General features: G+C 64.2%; 14 protein-coding genes. 11 read left to right on the plus strand and 3 right to left on the minus strand.

The window, feature by feature from the left end; translation table 11 throughout:
- Positions 1-134: 134 nt before the first annotated feature.
- From DQG19_RS04950 to DQG19_RS04970, 5 genes are all read left to right on the plus strand, one after another.
- Positions 135-773 carry a M23 family metallopeptidase gene (locus DQG19_RS04950; protein ID WP_157974322.1) on the plus strand — a complete coding sequence of 213 codons (639 nt, stop codon included), beginning with the start codon at positions 135-137 and terminating at the stop codon, positions 771-773.
- Between the two features lie 203 nt (positions 774-976).
- Complete coding sequence (kduI, locus tag DQG19_RS04955) at positions 977-1807, plus strand: 5-dehydro-4-deoxy-D-glucuronate isomerase (protein WP_116125078.1); 831 nt, start codon at positions 977-979, stop codon at positions 1805-1807.
- Positions 1808-1840: 33 nt separating this feature from the next.
- Positions 1841-2599, plus strand: a complete 759-nt coding sequence (locus DQG19_RS04960; protein ID WP_116125079.1) for an SDR family oxidoreductase — start codon at positions 1841-1843, stop codon at positions 2597-2599.
- A 2-nt stretch (positions 2600-2601) separates the two neighbouring features.
- A complete protein-coding gene (locus DQG19_RS04965) occupies positions 2602-3270 on the plus strand; it encodes an NUDIX hydrolase (RefSeq protein ID WP_157974323.1) in 669 nt (222 codons plus the stop codon).
- Positions 3271-3456: 186 nt separating this feature from the next.
- Entirely contained in the window at positions 3457-6594 is a 3138-nt protein-coding gene (locus tag DQG19_RS04970) for an ExeM/NucH family extracellular endonuclease (protein WP_116125081.1), read from the plus strand.
- An 88-nt stretch (positions 6595-6682) separates the two neighbouring features.
- Here DQG19_RS04970 and DQG19_RS04975 read toward each other — a convergent pair whose 3' ends face one another.
- Complete coding sequence (locus DQG19_RS04975) at positions 6683-7819, minus strand: S1C family serine protease (protein WP_116125082.1); 1137 nt, start codon at positions 7817-7819, stop codon at positions 6683-6685.
- 132 nt (positions 7820-7951) lie between these two features.
- The gene (locus tag DQG19_RS04980; protein ID WP_116125083.1) at positions 7952-10156 is read right to left on the minus strand and encodes a TonB-dependent receptor; all 2205 of its coding nucleotides are present in this window, start codon (positions 10154-10156) and stop codon (positions 7952-7954) included.
- A 461-nt stretch (positions 10157-10617) separates the two neighbouring features.
- Here DQG19_RS04980 and DQG19_RS04985 point away from each other — a divergent pair, with 461 nt between their 5' ends.
- The 5 genes from DQG19_RS04985 to DQG19_RS05005 all read left to right on the plus strand — a co-directional run bounded on the left by DQG19_RS04985 (position 10618) and on the right by DQG19_RS05005 (position 17209).
- Complete coding sequence (locus DQG19_RS04985; RefSeq protein ID WP_116125084.1) at positions 10618-12153, plus strand: family 20 glycosylhydrolase; 1536 nt, start codon at positions 10618-10620, stop codon at positions 12151-12153.
- A 76-nt stretch (positions 12154-12229) separates the two neighbouring features.
- On the plus strand, positions 12230-13615 hold the full coding sequence (locus DQG19_RS04990; RefSeq protein WP_116125085.1) for an alpha/beta hydrolase: 1386 nt from the start codon (positions 12230-12232) through the stop codon (positions 13613-13615).
- A gap of 61 nt (positions 13616-13676) precedes the next feature.
- Complete coding sequence (locus DQG19_RS04995) at positions 13677-14984, plus strand: Gfo/Idh/MocA family protein (protein ID WP_116125086.1); 1308 nt, start codon at positions 13677-13679, stop codon at positions 14982-14984.
- A 19-nt stretch (positions 14985-15003) separates the two neighbouring features.
- Complete coding sequence (locus DQG19_RS05000; protein ID WP_116125087.1) at positions 15004-16056, plus strand: YbhN family protein; 1053 nt, start codon at positions 15004-15006, stop codon at positions 16054-16056.
- Between the two features lie 10 nt (positions 16057-16066).
- A complete protein-coding gene (locus DQG19_RS05005; protein ID WP_157974324.1) occupies positions 16067-17209 on the plus strand; it encodes a M50 family metallopeptidase in 1143 nt (380 codons plus the stop codon).
- Here DQG19_RS05005 and DQG19_RS05010 read toward each other — a convergent pair.
- Entirely contained in the window at positions 17187-17684 is a 498-nt protein-coding gene (locus tag DQG19_RS05010) for an OmpH family outer membrane protein (RefSeq protein WP_116125089.1), read from the minus strand. The genes DQG19_RS05005 and DQG19_RS05010 overlap by 23 nt on opposite strands.
- A gap of 173 nt (positions 17685-17857) precedes the next feature.
- Here DQG19_RS05010 and DQG19_RS05015 point away from each other — a divergent pair, with 173 nt between their 5' ends.
- Positions 17858-18574, plus strand: coding sequence for a glycoside hydrolase family 73 protein (locus DQG19_RS05015; protein WP_116125090.1), 717 nt, complete (start codon positions 17858-17860; stop codon positions 18572-18574).
- The last annotated feature ends 7 nt before the right edge of the window (positions 18575-18581 follow it).

Here is an 18581-nt window from a genome sequence, read left to right on the forward strand (position 1 = left end):
TGTCATAATGTATTGAGTTAGAATGAATAGAAAAAGTCAGATCGCCCGCGTACGGTCAGGCACAACGGAGCACGGATCGTAACATAACCTTTGTACGTCAGCCGTCGTTTTCCAGACAACCAACACGCAGCATCTTGCTTAGAAAGTTTCTCTTGCTCGAGGCGGCCGTCATCCTGGTGATGGTCGGGACCTTTGCTCACCAGCAGCTGCCCGCCACGGAGCTTTCCGTCGGCGACGCCACCTTCGTCATTCGTGAAGACGCTGCCGCCGCCCGCCTGGAGCCGGCACCTAAAGTACGGGCGGAACCCACCACGGTGATTCCCCTGCCCACGACGCCCCCCGAACGTATACAACCGGCCGACCCCGAACCGGACGAACTGGTCTTCCCGGTACGCGGAGCGGGGCTGAAGGAGGTGATCAGCATCTTTGGCGATGCCCGTGGTAAGACACGGTCTCACGCCGGGATCGATATTGGCACCACGCGGGGCACACCGGTGGTGGCGGTCGCCGACGGCTTCGTGGAGCGGATCCGCGAGGGCGGCAGCGGGGGCCGGCAGCTGTACCTGCGCGACGGCCGCGGCCGCCTGTTTTACTACGCCCACCTCGACGACTGGCTGGTGGAGGAGTACCAGGCCGTTTCGGCGGGAGATACCCTGGGTACGGTCGGTGATACCGGCAACGCCCGCGGCACGACGCCCCACCTGCACTTCGAGGTGCTGCTCGGCAAGAAACGCAGGGCCGTGGACCCGATCCGGTACTGGGCGCATCCGTAGTCTAGTTGGTTGATCCGGTGCAGCAGCAGGCGGAAGACGCAGGTGCAGTGCACCTTCCGCCGACCGCAGGTGCCATCTGGGGGCTGACGAGAGGGCGAAGTGAAAAAATCAGGTGCAAAGCGGGTCAATTTCGTGAAAGTGCCGGGTAAACTTAACCCGCGAGGGGTATTCCGTGTATATTTGACACACAAAATTATACCGCTATGGAGACCCGCTACGAAACGCACCCCACTCACTTCCGCCGCCTGGACAGTCAGGAGATCCGCGACGAGTTTCTCGCAACCGGCCTGATGGAGTCCGGTCAGCTCAAGCTCGTGCACACCCACTACGACCGCTTCATATTCGGTGGTGCCGTGCCCGCCGGAGGCCCGCTCAAACTGGAAAACGACGACAGCCTGCGCGCCGAATACTTTCTCGAGCGCCGCGAGCTCGGGATCCTGAACCTCGGTGGCTCCGGAAAGGTGACCGTGGACGGCACCGATTACTCCCTCGACCGCTTCGACTGCCTGTACGTGGGCCGTGGTTCCCGTGCCGTGACCTTCCACAGCGACGCCGCCGACACACCGGCGCATTTTTACCTCAATAGTGCTCCCTCCCACAAGGAGTATCCGACCACCAAATACACCCAGTCGCAAGCCAACCGCGTCGAGTTGGGTGATCAGGAGCACGCCAACAAGCGGGTACTGTACCAGTACATCCACGAGAACGGCATCAAGAGCAGCCAACTCGTTATGGGCTTCACCGAGTTGCTGCCCGGCAACATCTGGAACACCTTCCCCCCGCACACCCACGAGCGGCGCATGGAGGTGTACCTGTACTTCGACGTTCCCGGGGACGAGCTGGTCATGCACTTTATGGGCCAACCCGACCAGACCCGTCACCTGGCCATCCGCAATTTCGAGGCGGCTATTTCGCCGCCCTGGTCGATCCACAGCGGGGCCGGCACTTCCAACTACCGTTTCGTCTGGGGCATGGCCGGTGAGAACCAGTCGTTTTCCGACATGGACGCCGCCCCCCTCGACGCCATTCGCTAATTTTTCCCGATCTCCCCCGTAAACCACCGAGCTATGACTTCATTCGATCTCAGCGGTAAAACCGCCCTGGTAAGCGGCTGCAAGCGCGGCATCGGTTACGCTATGGCCCTCGGCCTGGCGGAAGCCGGCGCCGACATCATCGGCGTATCCGCCAGCCTGGCCCCCGGTTCCGACATCCAGCGTGCCGTGGAGGCCACCGGCCGCCGCTTCTCTACCTACCGTTGTGACCTGAGCCGCCGCGATGACCTCTACACCTTCATCCGCACGGTGAAGGCGGACCACGGCACCCCCGATATCCTGGTCAACAATGCCGGCACCATTTTGCGGGCGCCGGCGGCGGAGCACAGCGACGAATACTGGGACCGCGTGATCGAGGTGAACCAGTCCGCCCAGTTTATCCTCTCCAGGGAATTCGGGGCGGGCATGATCGAGCGGGGCAGCGGCAAGATCATTTTTACCGCGTCCCTGCTCACCTTCCAGGGGGGCATCACGGTGCCCGGCTACGCCGCCTCCAAGGGGGCCATCGGCCAGCTCACCATGGCCCTATCCAACGAGTGGGCGGCAAAGGGCGTGCAGGTCAACGCCATCGCACCCGGTTACATCCGCACCGACAATACCCAGGCGCTGCAGGACAACGAAGAGCGTTCGGAGGCGATCCTCGGTCGCATACCCGCCGGGCGCTGGGGAACCCCCGACGACTTCAAGGGACCGATCGTCTTCCTGGCCAGCTCGGCTTCGGACTACGTGAACGGCACCATTCTAACGGTAGACGGCGGATGGATGGGCCGGTAAACATGCGCGTCTCCACGGCGAGCAGCGCGGCAGCCCACACCGCCGACTGCGCCATCTTCGCATTTTCCGAGGGTGAGCTGCGCGTGCTGCTCGTGCGCCGCTCCGTGGAACCCTTCGCCGGTTCCTGGCTGCTACCCGGCGGCGCGATGAGCCAGGAGGATACCCTGGAAGAAACCGCCCGGCGGGTACTGCTCGAGCTGGTCGGGGTGCAGGACATCTCCCTGACGCAAGTAGGTACCTTCAGCGATCCGGGGCGCCACCCCGTGCGCCGCGTGGTGACGACGTGTTACTACGCCCTTGTCCGGCCCGAAAACCACACGCCTACCCCGCGCGGCCACCTGAGCGATGCCGCCTGGTACCGGCTGGATGACGTACCGCCACTGGGCTTCGACCACGACGAGTTGCTCCGGGCCGCGCACCACCAGCTTATACAGCACCTGCGGGAGCGACCGATGGTTTTTGACCTGCTCCCGGAGCGCTTCACGCTTACCGAGGCGCAGCAGCTCTACGAAGGTATCCTCCGCGAACGGCTCGACCGGCGCAATTTCCGCAGGAAAATGCTTTCCTACGATTTCCTCATTGAAACCGACGAAAAGCGCGCCGGGGTCCAGGGGGGGCCACTACTCTACCGGATCGACAGCGCGGCACTGCGCCGTGCGGAAAAGCGGTAGCGCAGCGGCCTACGCCCGTTAGCGACGATCGCCGGTCATTGAATTGCCCTCACCCACTTCCTCCCGGCCGGGCACGGCAAAATTGACGAGGAGTTAACGTATGCGTGGTTGGCTAAAGTTACCTTCACCCTAGCGGAGGCCTGCTCCGCCGGCCTGAACCTACCTAACCATATCTAACTACCTAGCATGAATCGACTTTTACTCCTGGTGCTGCTCATCGGCGGTACCCTCCCCCTCCTTTCCCAGCGGGTCATTCTGACCGGCATCATGGACGGCGACGCTCCGGGCGGTCTGCCGAAGGCCATCGAGCTGTACGTCGAAGGTACCGCCGACCTGGGTGCCTATACCGTGCTGCGCTACTCCAACGGGGGCAGCTCCGGTACCCCCATAGCGCTGAGCGGCACCCACACCGACCGCTTCGTCTACCTGATCAACAGCTCCGACGACAACCGGGCGGCCTTTGCGGCGGCCTTCGGCTCGTCGGGCGACTTCGCCGACCCGATCACCAGCGGGTCGGTCTCCGGTAATGGCAACGACCTCTTCGAACTGCGCCTCGGCGATCAGGTGATCGACCAGACGGGGGGCTCCTTCGGGGACGACAGCAACGTCTACCAGGACGGCTACCTGTACCGCATCGACAACACCGGCCCCACCCCCGTCTTCGACCGCAGCGAGTGGACGGGCGGTAATGGCCTGCTGGACGGACTGACCCTGGAAGAGCAGGGGGCGGCTACGCCCTTCGGTACCTACGTGAGTGGCCCGGTCGGACCGAGCGTATCCGCGGCCGCCGTGACCGATCTTGCGGAGCCCGCCACCGACGGCGCCTTCTCCGTTTCCCTGTCCCGCCCGGCCCCGGCCCCCGTGACCATCACCTACACGCTGAGCGGAACCGCCTCGGAGGGCGTGGACTACACCGACCCCGGCGCGGGCAGCATTACCCTACCCGCCGGGCAGACCTCGGCTACCCTGCCCATCACCGTCATCGACGACGAGGATGTGGAGGGGGAAGAAACCATCGAACTGACCATCACCGGCGTTTCGGACGCTACCTACGCCATCGGCAGCGGGGCCTCGATCGTCATCACCGACAACGACCTGTTCGGAACCATCCTGATCAGCACGCTCCAGGGGGACGGCTTCACTACGCCCCTGTCCGGAGAAACTGTAACCGTGGAGGCCGTCGTCACCGGCACTTTTCCTGGAGGTAACGGAGTGGGCCTACGCGGCTTTTACGTACAGGAAGAAGAGAGCGACTACGACGCCGACCCCGCCACCTCGGAGGGCGTGTTCGTCTTTTCCGACGACGCCGACCTGAGTACGGGTGACCTCGTCAAGGTAACGGGCCAGGCCGGAGAGTTCGGCGGACAGACGCAGCTGAGCAATGTCACCATCACCCTGCTGGCCACCGGCCTGCCCCTGCCGGAGGCCGTCACCTTCAGCCTGCCGGCGGGCGACACCCTGCGCGAATCCCTGGAGGGGATGCGTGTGGCGCCCACGGAACTCGTCGTCACCGACAACTTTAACCTCGCACGCTTCGGTGAGATCAGCGTCACTTCCGGTGAGCGGCTCATCCAGTTCACCGAGTGCAACGAACCGGACGCCGCGGCCCTGGCGGAGTACACCGCCATGCAGCAGCGGGACGTCATCCTGGTCGACGACGGCCGTAACGGCACCAACGGGACGCCCATCCTGCTGCCCGACGGCACAACGCTCTCCGCGGACAACACCCTGCGCGCCGGACAGACCGTCAGCAACCTGGTCGGCATCCTCGGTGAGGGCTTCAATACCTACCGCATCCAGCCCACCGAAACGGAAGACGTGATCCTCGGCGGCAACGTACGGCCCACCTCGGCCCCGGAGGTCGGTGGAGAAATCACCGTCGTGAGCGCCAATGTGCTTAACTACTTCACGACGCTGGGTTCCCGCGGGGCCGATACCCAGGAAGAGTTCGAGCGGCAGCAGGCAAAGATCGTCAACGCCCTCTGCGCCCTGGACGGCGACATCGTGGGGCTGATCGAGATCGAGAACAACGACTACGCAGCCCTGGAGAACCTGATCGCGGCCATTGCCGCCACCTGCGGCACCGAGTACGCCTACGTGGAATCGCCCAACACCGGCGACGACCAGATCATGGTCGCCCTGATCTACCAGCCCGCCCGCGTAGCCGAGAGCGGCACCGCGGCTGCCCTGGCCACTCCGGCCGAGCTCTTCGTCGGCCCCGGTACCAACCGGGTACCGCTGGCGCAGACCTTCCGCGTGATCGACCCCGGCAGCAGCAACTACGGTCAGGAGCTCACCGTATCCGTCAATCACTTCAAGAGCAAGGGCAGCGGCTGCGGCGACGACGCCGGCGACGGTTCCGGCAACTGCAACACGGTCCGCGACGCGGCTGCCCGGGCCCTCACCGAGTGGCTGGCCACCAACCCCACCGGCGTGGCCGAGGAGGACGTGCTCATCATCGGCGACCTTAACAGCTACCGGATGGAGGACCCCATCATGACCATCCTCGACGCCGGCTACTTCAACACCAAGGTAGCCGTGAGCGACCCCGGCAGCTTCCCTTGCGGCGGCGGCGCGGCCTCGTACGGCTTCCAGGGACAGTGGGGCAGCCTCGATTACGTGCTGGCCACCAACAGCCTCTCCGACGCCCTCACCGGCGCTGCCACCTGGGGCGTGAACTCCGCCGAGCCCGCCATCCTGGACTACAACACGGAAGGACTGAGCGACTCGCTCTATGCACCCGATTTTTACCGCTTCAGTGATCACGACCCCCTCATCGTGGGGCTCGATCTCGGTCCCGGCGTATCCGAAAGCGTGGAAGCCCTATTCGCGCAGGAGTCCGGCAATAAAATTCAGCTGAAGTGGAAGACGATCCCGTCGATCACGGCCGACTACATCGCCGTGGAGCGGCAGACGGCCGACGGAACCTTCGTGACGATCGGTACGGTACAGGTGTCCGGCGGCAACAGCAACGGCAACCGCACTTACGTTTTCAACGACACCTCTCCCCTGCCCGGCCGCAACGTCTACCGCCTCCGCGTGGTGGAATCCGACGGAACGGCCCGCTATTCCAACGAGGTCACGGCCATGGGGGTGGAGACGCCGACCAGCATTAGCCGGGTGAGCGAACAGTCCTACCGGGTAAATCAGTACGGCAATGCCACCTATTCCCTGGTCTCCATGAGCGGACAGGTGGTCCGGCGCGGTGCCCTCAATCCCACCGCCGGGCAGGTCACTACCCGGGGACTTCCCACCGGCATCTACGTGTTGCAGGTACTGCGGGAGGACGGTTCCGCGGAAGCCGTGAAGGTGATGGTACGGTAGAAAGGCAGGAGCATGTAACCATTAGCTAGTAGGGCCGGCGGTAAATTTCCCGTCGGCCCTATTAGCTATCTACTACTTGCTAAATCTCCTACCCGCCAACGGAGCTTTCCAGCCGCAGCTCCACCTTATCCTGGCGGTTGTTGCGGATGATGTCCAATTGTACCACCTGACCCGGCTCGTACTTTTCGAGTTCCAAGTAGAGGTCGGAAGTGGTGCGGATCCGGTTGCCGTTGATACCGACGAGCACGTCACCGAAGAGATACCGGCCGCGGTTATCCTGGGTGACCCCCCGCAGGCCGGCGCGGGCGGCCGACCCGTTGGGGTTCACGCCGTAGACGATCAGACCTTCAACCTGACCGATCTGTCGGAAGTCGGCGCCGATGACGGGCCGCCGTACTTCGCCGTAGCGGATGACGTCGTTTACTACGTAGCGGACTACGTCCACGGGAATGGAGAATCCAATACCGGCGGAAGCGCCCGAGGGGCTGTAGATGCTGGTATTGACGCCGATGAGCTCCCCCTGGCTGTCGAGCAGGGGGCCACCGGAGTTGCCGGGATTGATGGCCGCGTCGGTCTGGATGGCCCCCTTGATGGGTACGCCCGCCTGGCTCCGGATCTCCCGGTCGAGGGCGGAAACGATCCCCGTCGTAAGGGTCTGATCCAGACCGAAGGGATTACCGATGGCATACACCGACTGCCCCACGCGGATGTTCTGGCTGCTGCCTACGTTGATGGGCTGGAGGTCGCCCGCGGGCGCGTCGATTTTCAGCACGGCGATATCCTTTTCCTTCTCGTAACCGACCACGCTGGCGTCGTAGGTCTGTCCGTTGGCCAGGGTGACGGCGATGGAACTGGTATTGGCCCCGTTCACGACGTGAAAGTTGGTGATCACGTGCCCCTCCCGATCCCATATAAATCCCGAACCGGACCCGCTCTCGACCTCTCCATAGCTGAAAAAGGAACGGCGGATGGCTTTCGTGGTGATGAAGCATACCGACGGGGAAGCCTCCTGAAACAGGCGAATGGTACGCTCCTCCTCGGGCGTGGTAACCACATCCACGTCCATCGGGTCCACGCGCGGAGCGGGCGCACCGCGGTTGGCGGAGGCCGTCGTGGCCACGGCATTGATGTAGGGCGAGGAGACCGATGCCGGGGCGGGAAAGAAGTACCGGCCCGCCGCAAAGGCGGCCAGTATGATCAGGAACGAGAGGAGGAAGTTCTTCACGGGTTGCGTTTTGGAGGACTCCTATAACGCAAAACCCAGTTTGCCGGATGTTTCGGAAACGTTACCGGCCGGGAATTTTCCGCGGGCGGCGGGGGGCACCTGGTTATGGCACCCCCGGGCCGGGGCCGCAGGTTACAGGTCGATACCCAGGCTGAGCAGCAAGTTGGTACCCGCCTGCGGGTACATGCCGCGGTCGGTGGTCGCCACCCCGTCGAAGCGGTAGCGGTAGCCCCAGCCGTTGCTGCTGTACAGTTGATCGGTGAGGTTACGGAGCAGGAAGGTCAGGCGGTAACGCCGGTCCAGGGTGTAGCCCAGGCGCAGGTCGGCGTAGTAGTAGCCGTCGAGCCGGCTCTCCGCGGCTCCGCTGTTGTCGACGTAGCGGTCGCCGACGTACTTGCCCTGCAGCGCGGCCGACAGGCCGTGCCGCTTGATCGTCCGGTCGTAGCCCAGCTCCAGGGCGCCGGTGACGTCGGGGCTGAAGCTGAGTGGAGTATCCTCGCGCCGGACCTCCACCTGTCCTATGTAATCGAAGTCGGCGTCGTAGTCGTCCAGTATTTCCGTGTACTCCGCAACCCGGTTACGGCTGAGGGTCAGGTTGCCGCCCAGGGTCAGGTAGCGGGCCAGCTGAAGGCCGCCCTGCAGCTCCAGACCGAGGCGGTAGCTCTCGGGTACGTTGGTACGGACGTAGCCACCGACGTCGTTGAGGGCACCTGTCAGCACCAGCTGGTCCCGGTAGTACATATGGTATACGTTCGCGCCGAAGTTGGCGCGGTCCAGCTGGCGGGTGAAGCCGATCTCGGTATTGAATAGTTTTTCGGGGACGGGCCGGCTGTCGACGGGGTTGTCTACGAAATCGTCGCGGTTGGGTTCCCGCTGCGCGACGCCGAAGCTGGCGTACGCCCGCATCCCGGCACTGGGCAGGTACACCACCCCGGCCTTGGGATTGAAGAAGGTGTGGCCGGCGGTCTGCTCGAGGTACTCGAGGCCTTCCCCCGGTCCGCGGTCCGCGGATTCGGCCAGCCCTAGGAAGGAATAATTGACGTGGCGCACCTGTCCGTCCAGATAGATGCTCACGGCGTCGCCCACCCGGTAGTTGGCCCGCAGGTAGTTGTTGAAGTCGCGCTTGCTGGCGTCGTTGTCGTAGTAGCGGTCGCGGATCTCGGAATCTCCGGCGTAGCGGGCCCAGATCACCTCCCCGTAGTGGCCGCCGAGGTACTCGTTGGCCGAGCCGCCGAAGGTCACGTCCCAGCGGTCGCGGTGGTAGCGCAGGCTGTAGACCGTGCCGTAGAAGTGGTTGTCCAGCCACCGGCGGCGGATCAGGTCGCTCTGCCCGTCGACGCCGTCCAGCGGCAGCTCGATGCCGTAGTCGGCCAGCTCCTCGTCGGCCCGGTACTGTTCGTAGTAGCCCAGGCCGCGCGTGTAGTGGCCGCTGATGACGAGGTCGAGGTCCTCGCCGACCTCCCGGTTGAAGTGAAGTTGGTAGTGATTTTGCCGGTAGTTATCGACCTCGTTGTCGTAGGGCTCGCCCTCCTTGTCGGTGCCCACGGAGTTGTAGGTACGGCCGAATTCATCGATCTCCGCCTGGGTGACGCCGTTCCAGCTCTGGTAGGTGACCTCGTGGCCGCCGAAAGCCAGCAGGCTCAGGGAAGACTTTCCCAGTTGCTGGCTGACGGATGCGTAATAGCCGTCGAGATCGGCCGAGGCACGGTCCACGTAGCCGTCGGAGTGCACCTTGCTGTAGCGGGCGCTCACGCTTAGGCCCTTTTCCGTAGTGCCGTTGTACCGCGCTACGCCCCGTCGGGTGCCGAAGCTGCCGATGCTGCCGTTGAGGTGCAGCCCGGGGTCCTCGTCGCCGCGGCTGGTGGTAAAGTTGATGGTGGCGCCGAAGGCGCCGGCCCCGTTGGTGCTCGTACCCACGCCGCGCTGGATCTGAATCATGTCGGCCGAGGAGCTAAAGTCGGGCAGGTTCACCCAGAAGACGCCCTGGCTCTCGGAGTCGTTGTAGGGGATACCGTTGATGGTGACGTTGGTACGGGTGGGGTCGCTGCCCCGGATCCAGATACCGGTGTAGCCGATGCCGGTGCCCGCGTCGGAGTTGACGACCACCGAGGGCGTCCACTTGAGCAGGTAGGGCGCATCCTGGCCGAGGTTGCGCACGGCAATGTCCTCGCGGTCGAGGTTGACGAAGGTAACCGGCGTTTCGGCCCGGGCGGCCGTGGCGGTGACCGTGATCGGGTAGTCGAACTGGTAGACGCTCGAGATGGTATCGACGGCTTCCTGGGCGGTAATGAAGTAAAGAGGGAGGAGTGCGAGAGCACTCAGTAGCAGACGCTTCATGCGGACTTGTTTCCCTTCCCGGCATTACCCGGGCAGGTTCCTTGAAAAAATCAAAGGGTATGATCTCAGCCGTCCCGGAAGGGAACAGCACCCCTGGTTGTCGCCACAAAGGTAATTTTCCGCAGGTGGTTTTATCGTGGAACGCGCGGATTTTTCTGTAATCTCCTCGTACGTCCGGGCAATCATGTGCCGTAGCCGCCCCCCCGGGTTGAGGACCTCCGGTCCGAGGAGTCACACGGCGCGATAAGATCGGGCCGGAGGCCCTCAACCCGTAGCTCCGCCGATCGGGCGCCCCGCCCGGGTGGAGGGCCTCCGGCCCGAGGAGTGGGCTGAGGGCCTCCAGCCCGATCCACAGCTAAAAGATCCCGGGCCCGACAACCTACCCCGAACATCCGATCCCGAATGATGAGTTCGGGTTTGTTTCGGATGTTTAGCTTTGTCAATACCGATTCGAATAACTTATGCGTCACCTACCGATCCTCCTTGCCCTTTCCGGGATTCTCTGCACCTGCGCGCCCGCCCCCGAGCCGCCCGCCGAAGTCCCCAGCCTCTCCGAGCTGCCGCTCGTACCGCTGCCGGCGGAAATAGAGGACGGTAACGAAAGCAGCTACTACGAAACGTACCAGGGTAGCGTCATGCCCAGCCCCGACCCCACCATCGGCGACGCGCAGCGTTACCTGCTCGGCCAGCTGCCCGATCTGGTGCTGCCCCTGCAGTTCGACATCACGGACGACCTGGTGGGCGGCGCCTATACGATCCACTTCGGCGACGGGGAGATCGAGGTGAATTCCGGCACCCGGGAAGGGATGCTCAACGCGGCCAAGACCCTCGTCCAGGTGCTCCACTTCTCCGGCGCGGACGCGGGTGCGGTGTATATCTCCGAGGGGACGATCCGGGACGAGCCCCGCTACCCCTACCGCGGCTTTATGCTGGACGTGGCCCGCCACTTCTTTTCCGTGGAGGAGGTCAAGTCGGTCATCGACCGCATCGCCGCCTATAAGATCAACCACCTGCACCTCCACCTCAGCGACGACCAGGGCTGGCGCATCGAAATCAAGTCGTGGCCCAAACTCACCGAGATCGGCGGCCAGAGCGAAGTGGGCGGCACGTCCGGCGGCTTCTACACCCAGGAGGATTACCGGGAGATCGTGGACTACGCCGGCACCCGGGGCATCACCATCGTGCCCGAGATCGACATGCCGGGCCACACCAACGCCGCACTCTCCGCCTACCCCATCCTCAACGCGGACGGAAAGGCCACCGAGCCGTACACCGGCACCCGGGTGGGCTTCAGCACCCTCGATACCGACCAGGACTCGGTGTACACTTTCGTGGACGACGTGGTCCGCGAGATCGGCGCCCTGAGCCCCGGCCCGTATTTTCACCTCGGCGGCGACGAAAGCGCGGCGACCGACCACGAGGACTACGTGAAGTTCGTCAACGAGGTACAGCAGATCATCCAGCGCAACGGCAAGCGGCCCATCGGCTGGGACGAGGTAGCTACCACCCAGCTGGCCGACTCCACCGTAGTCCAGCTGTGGGCCCACCCCGACTACGCCCTCGACGCCAAGCGCGCCGGCAACGCCGTGCTGATGAGCCCGGCTACGCGCGCCTACCTCGACATGCAGTACGACAGCACCTCCCGCATCGGCCTACACTGGGCGGCCTATATCCCGCTCGATTCCGCCTACAACTGGGACCCCGCCGCCCAGGCCGAGGGCATCACCGACGACGATATTCTCGGCATCGAGGCCCCGCTGTGGAGCGAGACGGTCACCAATCTGGAGGATATCGACTACCTCACCTTCCCCCGCCTGCTGGCCCTGGCCGAGGTGGGCTGGACCCCGCAGGCCCGGCGCGACTGGGAGCAATTCCGCCGCCGCGCCGCCGCCCACCAGGAGTGGCTGCGGGCCCAGGGCATCGGCTCTTACGATAGCCCCCGGCTCCGCGTTACGCCGTCCGACACCACGGCTTCGGACGCCTTCCCGACCGAGTAGCGGTTGTCCGTCCGGGCCCCGCGCCTCCCAGTCGAAAGCCGGCGAATATCCGTGCGCCACGCCCTACTTTGGGTGCATGAAACCGATTACGCTTCTTATCCTGTGGCTAGCTTCCCTATCCCTGACCGCCCAGCCCACCGAAACCTGGTACGGCATCCTTGTAGCGGGCCCCAACGAACTACCAATCCGGCTGGACATGCGCGACGGGTCGGGCAGCCTGGTCAGCCCGCGGCAATCCCCGGCCGCAGTTCCGTTTACAGACCTGAGCGTCCGCGGAGACTCCATAACCTTTATGATAGCCGCTCTGCAACTCAATTATGCGGGCGTCGTCGGCGGAGACAGTCTCTTTGGCACCTTCAGTCAGGGAACCTTCCATACCGACCTGACCTTTTACCGGACGCCGCCGCCCGGCTACGCCGCCACCGATCCGGCGCCCCGCGTGCGGCCGCAGGAGCCCACCGACTTCCCCTACCGCCGCGATACCGTTTCGTTTCCCGGTGGCAGCGCCGAGGTAACGCTTGCCGGTGAGCTTACGCAGCCGGAGGAAGCGCCGCACGCCGTGGTGGTGCTCATCTCCGGTTCCGGCCCGCAGGACCGCAACGAAACGCTGGGATCCCCCATCAATCACCGGCCTTTTCTGATCCTGAGTGACTACCTGACCCGCCGGGGCTACGCCGTCCTGCGCTACGACGACCGGGGGGTGGGCGAGAGCACGGGAGACTTCGCGGCAGCCACTTCCGCCGACTTCGCCGAGGACGCGGCCGCGGCCGTCGGCTACCTGCGGGGCCGGCCCGAATTCGCCGGGTTGCCGCTGGGCCTCATCGGGCACAGCGAAGGCGGCATGATAGCGCCGATGGTGGCCGGCGCTACGCCGGAGGTCGACTTCCTCGTACTGCTGGCCGGTCCGGGAATCGACATCGACAGCGTGATGCTGGAGCAGCGGCGACGGATCAACGGCACCGGCGGCTCCGACGAACCGGTGGTCCGCGCCGCCTATGCCTACCTCAAGTACCACGCAGCGGCGGACTCGGCGAGCCTGGCTAGCGGACTGCGGGACACTATATACACGGCCCTGGCCGGAATGCCCGCCAGCTTCCGGGAATCCGTCACGGACTCTACCGCCTACGCGGCCGCCTACGTGCAGTCCCTGACCGCACCTTGGATGCGGTACTTCCTGGCCTTCCGCCCCGGCGAGTACCTGGAGCAAGTCACCGTACCGGTACTGGCGCTGAACGGCGCCCTGGATACCCAGGTGGACGCCGACGCCAACCTAGCCGGCGTCGAGGCCGCGCTCGACCGTACAGGCAACGCCGACGTGACGATTGAATCCCTTCCGGGCCTCAACCACCTTTTTCAGCCCGCCGACAGCGGATTGCCGCAGGAGTACGGCGACATCGAGGTGACCTTTGCCCCCGAGGCGCTGGACCGGATCGGTGCCTGGCTGGATGCCCGCTTCCGGTAGGGGCGGGGGCACCGGACCCTAGATCCGCTAAAATCGTAAGTTAGTCCTCCAATCTACCTCCATGAAGCGCCGCGCCTTCCTCCAAACCGCCCCCGCCCTCTTCACGCTACCACTAGCCGCCCGGCCGGTGGCGGCCGCTCCCCGTCGTGTGGCCCTTATCGGCTGCGGCTGGTACGGCAAGAGTGACCTGATGCGCCTCCTGCAGGTTGCCGACGTGGAGGTAGTAGGATTGTGCGACGTCGACCGCCACATGCTGGAGGGTGCCGATGCCCTGCTCCGGAAGCGCAAGCCCGGTGCCGCGCCCCGGTTGTTCGGCGACTACCGGGAGCTGCTGCGCGACGTACAGCCGGAGATCGTCCTTATCGGTACGCCCGACCACTGGCACGCCCTCACGGCTATCGCCGCCATCGAGGCGGGGGCCCACGTCTACCTGCAAAAGCCGGTGGGCGTGGACGTACGGGAGTGCGAGGCCGTGCTCGACGCCGCCCGCTACCACGGCCGCGTGGTGCAGGTGGGACTGCAGCGCCGCAGCACCCCCCACCTGGTACAGGCCAAGCGCGACATCGTCGATGCCGGCAAGCTGGGTACCGTAGCCCACGTGGAGCTCTGCTGCTACTACCCGATGCGGGATACCGCCGTACGGGAAATGGAGGAGGTGCCGACCTTCTTCGACTACGACCGCTGGACGGGCCCCGCGCCACTGCTCCCCTACCGGGGGCTCCCCCACCGACGCTGGCGTTCTTTCTGGGCGTACGGCAACGGGATCGTGGGGGATATGTGCGTGCACATGTTCGATATGGCCCGGTGGATGCTCGATCTCGGCTGGCCGCTGGAGGTCAGCAGCACGGGCGGTATCTACGTGCAGACGGAAGCCGACGCCACCATCACCGATACCCAGCATGTAGTATTCGAGTACGACGGCCTGAGCTGCGTATGGCAGCACCGCAGCTGGGGCAAGGCCCCCGACCCGGAATTCCCCTGGGCCATGACGCTGTACGGAGACCGGGGCACCCTGCAGGCCGACCCCTACAAGTATGTATTCACGCCCCACGGGGGCGAACCCGTGCGGGTAGAGGCCGTCTACGAGCGGGAGGCGTTCCCCGAGGACGTAACGGAGGAGGGCATCGAGATCCACGCGGCGCCCGCTACCCGCGCGCATATGAAGGATTTCCTGGACGCTATAGCCACCGGCCGGCGGCCGATAGCCGACATCGAGGAGGGGGTGATTTCCTCCGCCGCCTGCATCCTGGGCAACGTGTCGATGCTCACGGGAGGACCGCTCAGCTATGCCCCCGAGGCGCGGTCCCTCCGCGGTGGCGACCCTACCCTGCTGGCCCGGCCGTACCGGGGACCGTACCAACGGCCCTAGGCGGACTATCTTCGCGGCCATGTCGCAATCCCTGACGAACGTGCTGAAATTCGTGGTCTTCGTAGGCCTCGGTTTCGGTATCCTCTACCTCGTGTACCGTAACCAGCAGACCGCCTACGCGGCCGATTGCGCCCTGCGGGGCGTAGCCGACGGTGAGTGCAGCCTGCTCGATAAGGTATGGCGCGATTTCACCGGGGTGAACTTCTTCTGGTTATTTATGACGCTGCTGGCGTTCTGCGTGAGTAACCTTAGCCGCTCGCTGCGCTGGAACATGCTGCTGCGCACCTTCGGCAAGCGGCCGCGGCTGATCAACGCCTTCCTAACCATCAACCTGGGGTACCTGGCCAACCTCGGTTTCCCGCGGCTGGGGGAGATCGTGCGGCCGGCGGCCATGGCCCGCTACGAGAAGATCAAGGTGGAGCGGGTGGTCGGTACCGTGGTGGTGGGCCGCATGGTCGACGTGATCTGCCTGCTTTCGCTGTCGGGCCTGACGCTGCTGCTGGCCGGCGACCGGATCTGGGCGTGGCTGGTAGAGAACGCATCGATCGGCGGCCGGCTGGCGGGCCTGGAGTGGCTCCTGACCAGCATTGCCGTGCTGCTCATCGGCGGCCTGGCCCTGGCCTGGTTCCAGCGGCGGCGGATCGCCGCCACGCGCCTGGGGGGCAAATTCACGGCGATCGTACGGGGCTTCGTCGACGGGATACGCACCATCGCCACGGTCGACCGCCCCTGGCTGTTCGTGTTGCACAGCCTGAATATCTGGGTGATGTACTACCTGATGACGCTCTTCGTCTTTTTGGCCTACGGGCCCACCTCGCAGCTCGGCCCGCTGGCCGCGCTTACCACCTTCGTATCCGGCGGCTGGGGCATCGTGATCCCGAGCCCCGGCGGCATGGGTAGCTACCACTACCTGGCGCAGAGTGCGCTTTCGCTGTACGGCGTGCCGGGTGAGGATGGCTTCGCTTGGGCGAATATCTCTTTCTTTTCCATCAATATCGGCTGTAACGTGTTGATCGGCTTGGTAGCCCTATTGTTCCTCCCCCGGATCAACCGGAACTACGACCCTTCGTAAAGCACGCATCTTGTTTCGCACCTGGCGCATCGGCCGCATTTTCGGGGTACCTACCGAGTTGCACTGGTCCTTCCTACTCGTTCCGGCGGCGATCTTCTTCTACGCCTATCACCCGCAAACGGGGCTGCGCTGGACGCAGGTGCAGTGGTGGTCGGGAATCAGCGCGCTGCTGTTCCTCTTCGTGTTGATCCACGAGCTCGGGCACGCGCTGACGGCCCGGGCGCGGGGGGTACACGCCGAAAAGATCGTACTGTTTCCGCTCGGTGGCGGGGCCCTGATCCCGGAGGAGCCCGCACGAACCTTCGACCAGGTACTGATCTACGCCGCCGGCCCCCTGGCCAATATCCTGCTGGCGGTGGTGGCCCTGCCCCTGCTGCTGTGGCAACCGAACGGTGCCTACCTGCTGCGTTTTTACCTCAACCCCTTCGGAAATCTGGTGGTACTGCCCAGCCTGACGGAGCAACTGCTCGGTATCACGCTGGCCGTCAATGCCGTCCTGGCGATTGGCAACCTGTTGCCCGCCTACCCCCTGGACGGTGGTCGTATTCTGCGCGCTGTCCTCCGTGGTGCGCTCGGGGAGCGTAGGGCAACGGTGGTCACGACGCTCCTGGGCATCGTGGTGGGGGGCGGACTGATCGGCTTGTCCTTCTACCTGGGCGATCCGCTCCTCGGGCTCAGTGCGCTATTCATCGTCTCCTTTTCGACCATCGAGCTCAACCGGGGGTGGCAAAGGCGGAGGCTATCGCGCAGCGAACTCGACGACGTACTGCGGCCGGTCGGTACCCCGCGACTGTACGCGGCAGACCCCGTGTTCCGGGCGCGGGCCCTCTTCTCCGGCACCGACGCGAAGGTCCTGCCGGTGTACGACAACTACAACCAACTGAGTGGTTTCGTGGAACGGGAAGTACTGCAGCGGGAGGCGGTGCGGGAGCACCCGGTGTCCTTCTATTACGAAGCGGAGTTTATCACCGGAAGGCGCGACGACAACCTGCTGGAACTTACCGAGCGCATCGTAGCGGCCAACGTATACGGCGCGGCGATATACGAAGCCGGCGAGGTGGTGGGATTCGTCTTTACGGAAGACGTGATCCGGCTGCTGGACCGGTCGCGACGTAGGTTCTACAAGCGGTTTAAAGCCCCAGCTTCGCCTTGACCAAGGGCATCAGGTCGACGGCATCCTCCGCGTACAATACCGTATTGAACTGGGAAGTATCGAAGACCAACAGGTACCCTTTCTCTTCCGCTACCTGGGTCACGGCGGCGCGGGCCGTTTCGAGGATGGGCCCCAAAAGTTCCTGGCGCTTGCGTGCGACGTCGGACTGCATCTGCCGCTCGAACTGCATGATCTTTTGGCGCTCACCGTCAAGTTCGGCCCGCAGTTTCTCGAGCTCGACCGGCGGCAGGTCGTCTACCTGGGTTTCGATGTCGGTGACGCGCTGCCGCAGTTTGTTGACCATCTCCTCTCCCTGCTTTGTCAACTGCTTGCCGTAGGTCTCCAGTTCCTTGTCGGCCGCCTCCGTACCAGGCATCTGGGCGATGAGGTTACCGAAATTGAGGTGACCATACTGCTGGGCTTGGAGCGAGAAGCAGGCAAAGGCCAGGGCGGCGGTAAGAAGGAAGTGGCGCATAGGTCGGTTCAGTTATGTTAGGCGGCGAAGATACGGGTAGGTACCGGGGCGGGGTCGTAAGGCGACGTTAAAGCGTCATTGTTCGGGACCTGCTCTATTTAAAACTATTTGTTGGTTTTATTGGAATTGTAAAACGGGATGCCGTACCTTGTGGCCCGAGATAATACTACCGCATGAATCTTCCCATCCCCCGCACGTGGCGCGTCTACCTCGAGGACCTGTACCGCCGGATCCACCGGCAGGTGACCAGCCCCTGGACCAAGCTGTCCGTCTTGTTGGTTTTGGGTATCCTGGTCACCCGCAACGAACTGAGCTTCTCCCTCAGCCTCAACGGCGGTGACCTGTTCGGCCTGCGTTCCGCTTCCGTCTTCGACCGGCCAGCGACGGACGCCGCGACCGCCAGTTTTGCTTCCTTTACAGGGGGCAATCGCAGCTGGTCAGCCCGCGAACTTGAGCAGCTGGCCTACGTAGAAGCTTACCAGGACATCGCCCTGCGGGAAATGCGCAAATCCGGCATCCCCGCCAGTATCACCCTGGCCCAGGGTTTGCTGGAGAGCGGCATCGGACGGAGCACCCTGGCGACGAAAAACAACAACCACTTCGGGTTGAAGTGCTTCAGCAAGAGCTGTAAGGCGGGCCACTGCAGCAACCACAGCGACGATCACCACAAGGACTTCTTCCGCATTTTCCGTTCGCCGGAAGAAAGCTACCGGGCACACAGCGATCTGCTGAAGAAGGACCGCTACCGAAAACTCTTCCGCCTCGACCCCACCGACTACCGCGGCTGGGCCCGGGGCCTCAGTGAAGCCGGCTACGCCACCGACCCGCGCTACGCCGATAAGCTCATCCGCATGATCGAGACCCTTGGCCTCCACCGGCTGGATGCGTAAGAAATTT

This window comes from Lewinella sp. IMCC34183 (assembly GCF_003390915.1).
Lineage (GTDB): Bacteria > Bacteroidota > Bacteroidia > Chitinophagales > Saprospiraceae > Neolewinella.

Bases quoted from the DNA above. Each gene is read 5' to 3' on its own strand.
- kduI (WP_116125078.1), top strand. From the start codon at position 977: ATGGAGACCCGCTACGAAACGCACCCCACTCACTTCCGCCGCCTGGAC.
- DQG19_RS04960 (WP_116125079.1), top strand. From the start codon at position 1,841: ATGACTTCATTCGATCTCAGCGGTAAAACCGCCCTGGTAAGCGGCTGC.
- DQG19_RS04965 (WP_157974323.1), top strand. From the start codon at position 2,602: ATGCGCGTCTCCACGGCGAGCAGCGCGGCAGCCCACACCGCCGACTGC.
- DQG19_RS04970 (WP_116125081.1), top strand. From the start codon at position 3,457: ATGAATCGACTTTTACTCCTGGTGCTGCTCATCGGCGGTACCCTCCCC.
- DQG19_RS04980 (WP_116125083.1), bottom strand. From the start codon at position 10,156: ATGAAGCGTCTGCTACTGAGTGCTCTCGCACTCCTCCCTCTTTACTTC.
- DQG19_RS04985 (WP_116125084.1), top strand. From the start codon at position 10,618: ATGCGTCACCTACCGATCCTCCTTGCCCTTTCCGGGATTCTCTGCACC.
- DQG19_RS04990 (WP_116125085.1), top strand. From the start codon at position 12,230: ATGAAACCGATTACGCTTCTTATCCTGTGGCTAGCTTCCCTATCCCTG.
- DQG19_RS04995 (WP_116125086.1), top strand. From the start codon at position 13,677: ATGAAGCGCCGCGCCTTCCTCCAAACCGCCCCCGCCCTCTTCACGCTA.
- DQG19_RS05000 (WP_116125087.1), top strand. From the start codon at position 15,004: ATGTCGCAATCCCTGACGAACGTGCTGAAATTCGTGGTCTTCGTAGGC.
- DQG19_RS05010 (WP_116125089.1), bottom strand. From the start codon at position 17,684: ATGCGCCACTTCCTTCTTACCGCCGCCCTGGCCTTTGCCTGCTTCTCG.
- DQG19_RS05015 (WP_116125090.1), top strand. From the start codon at position 17,858: ATGAATCTTCCCATCCCCCGCACGTGGCGCGTCTACCTCGAGGACCTG.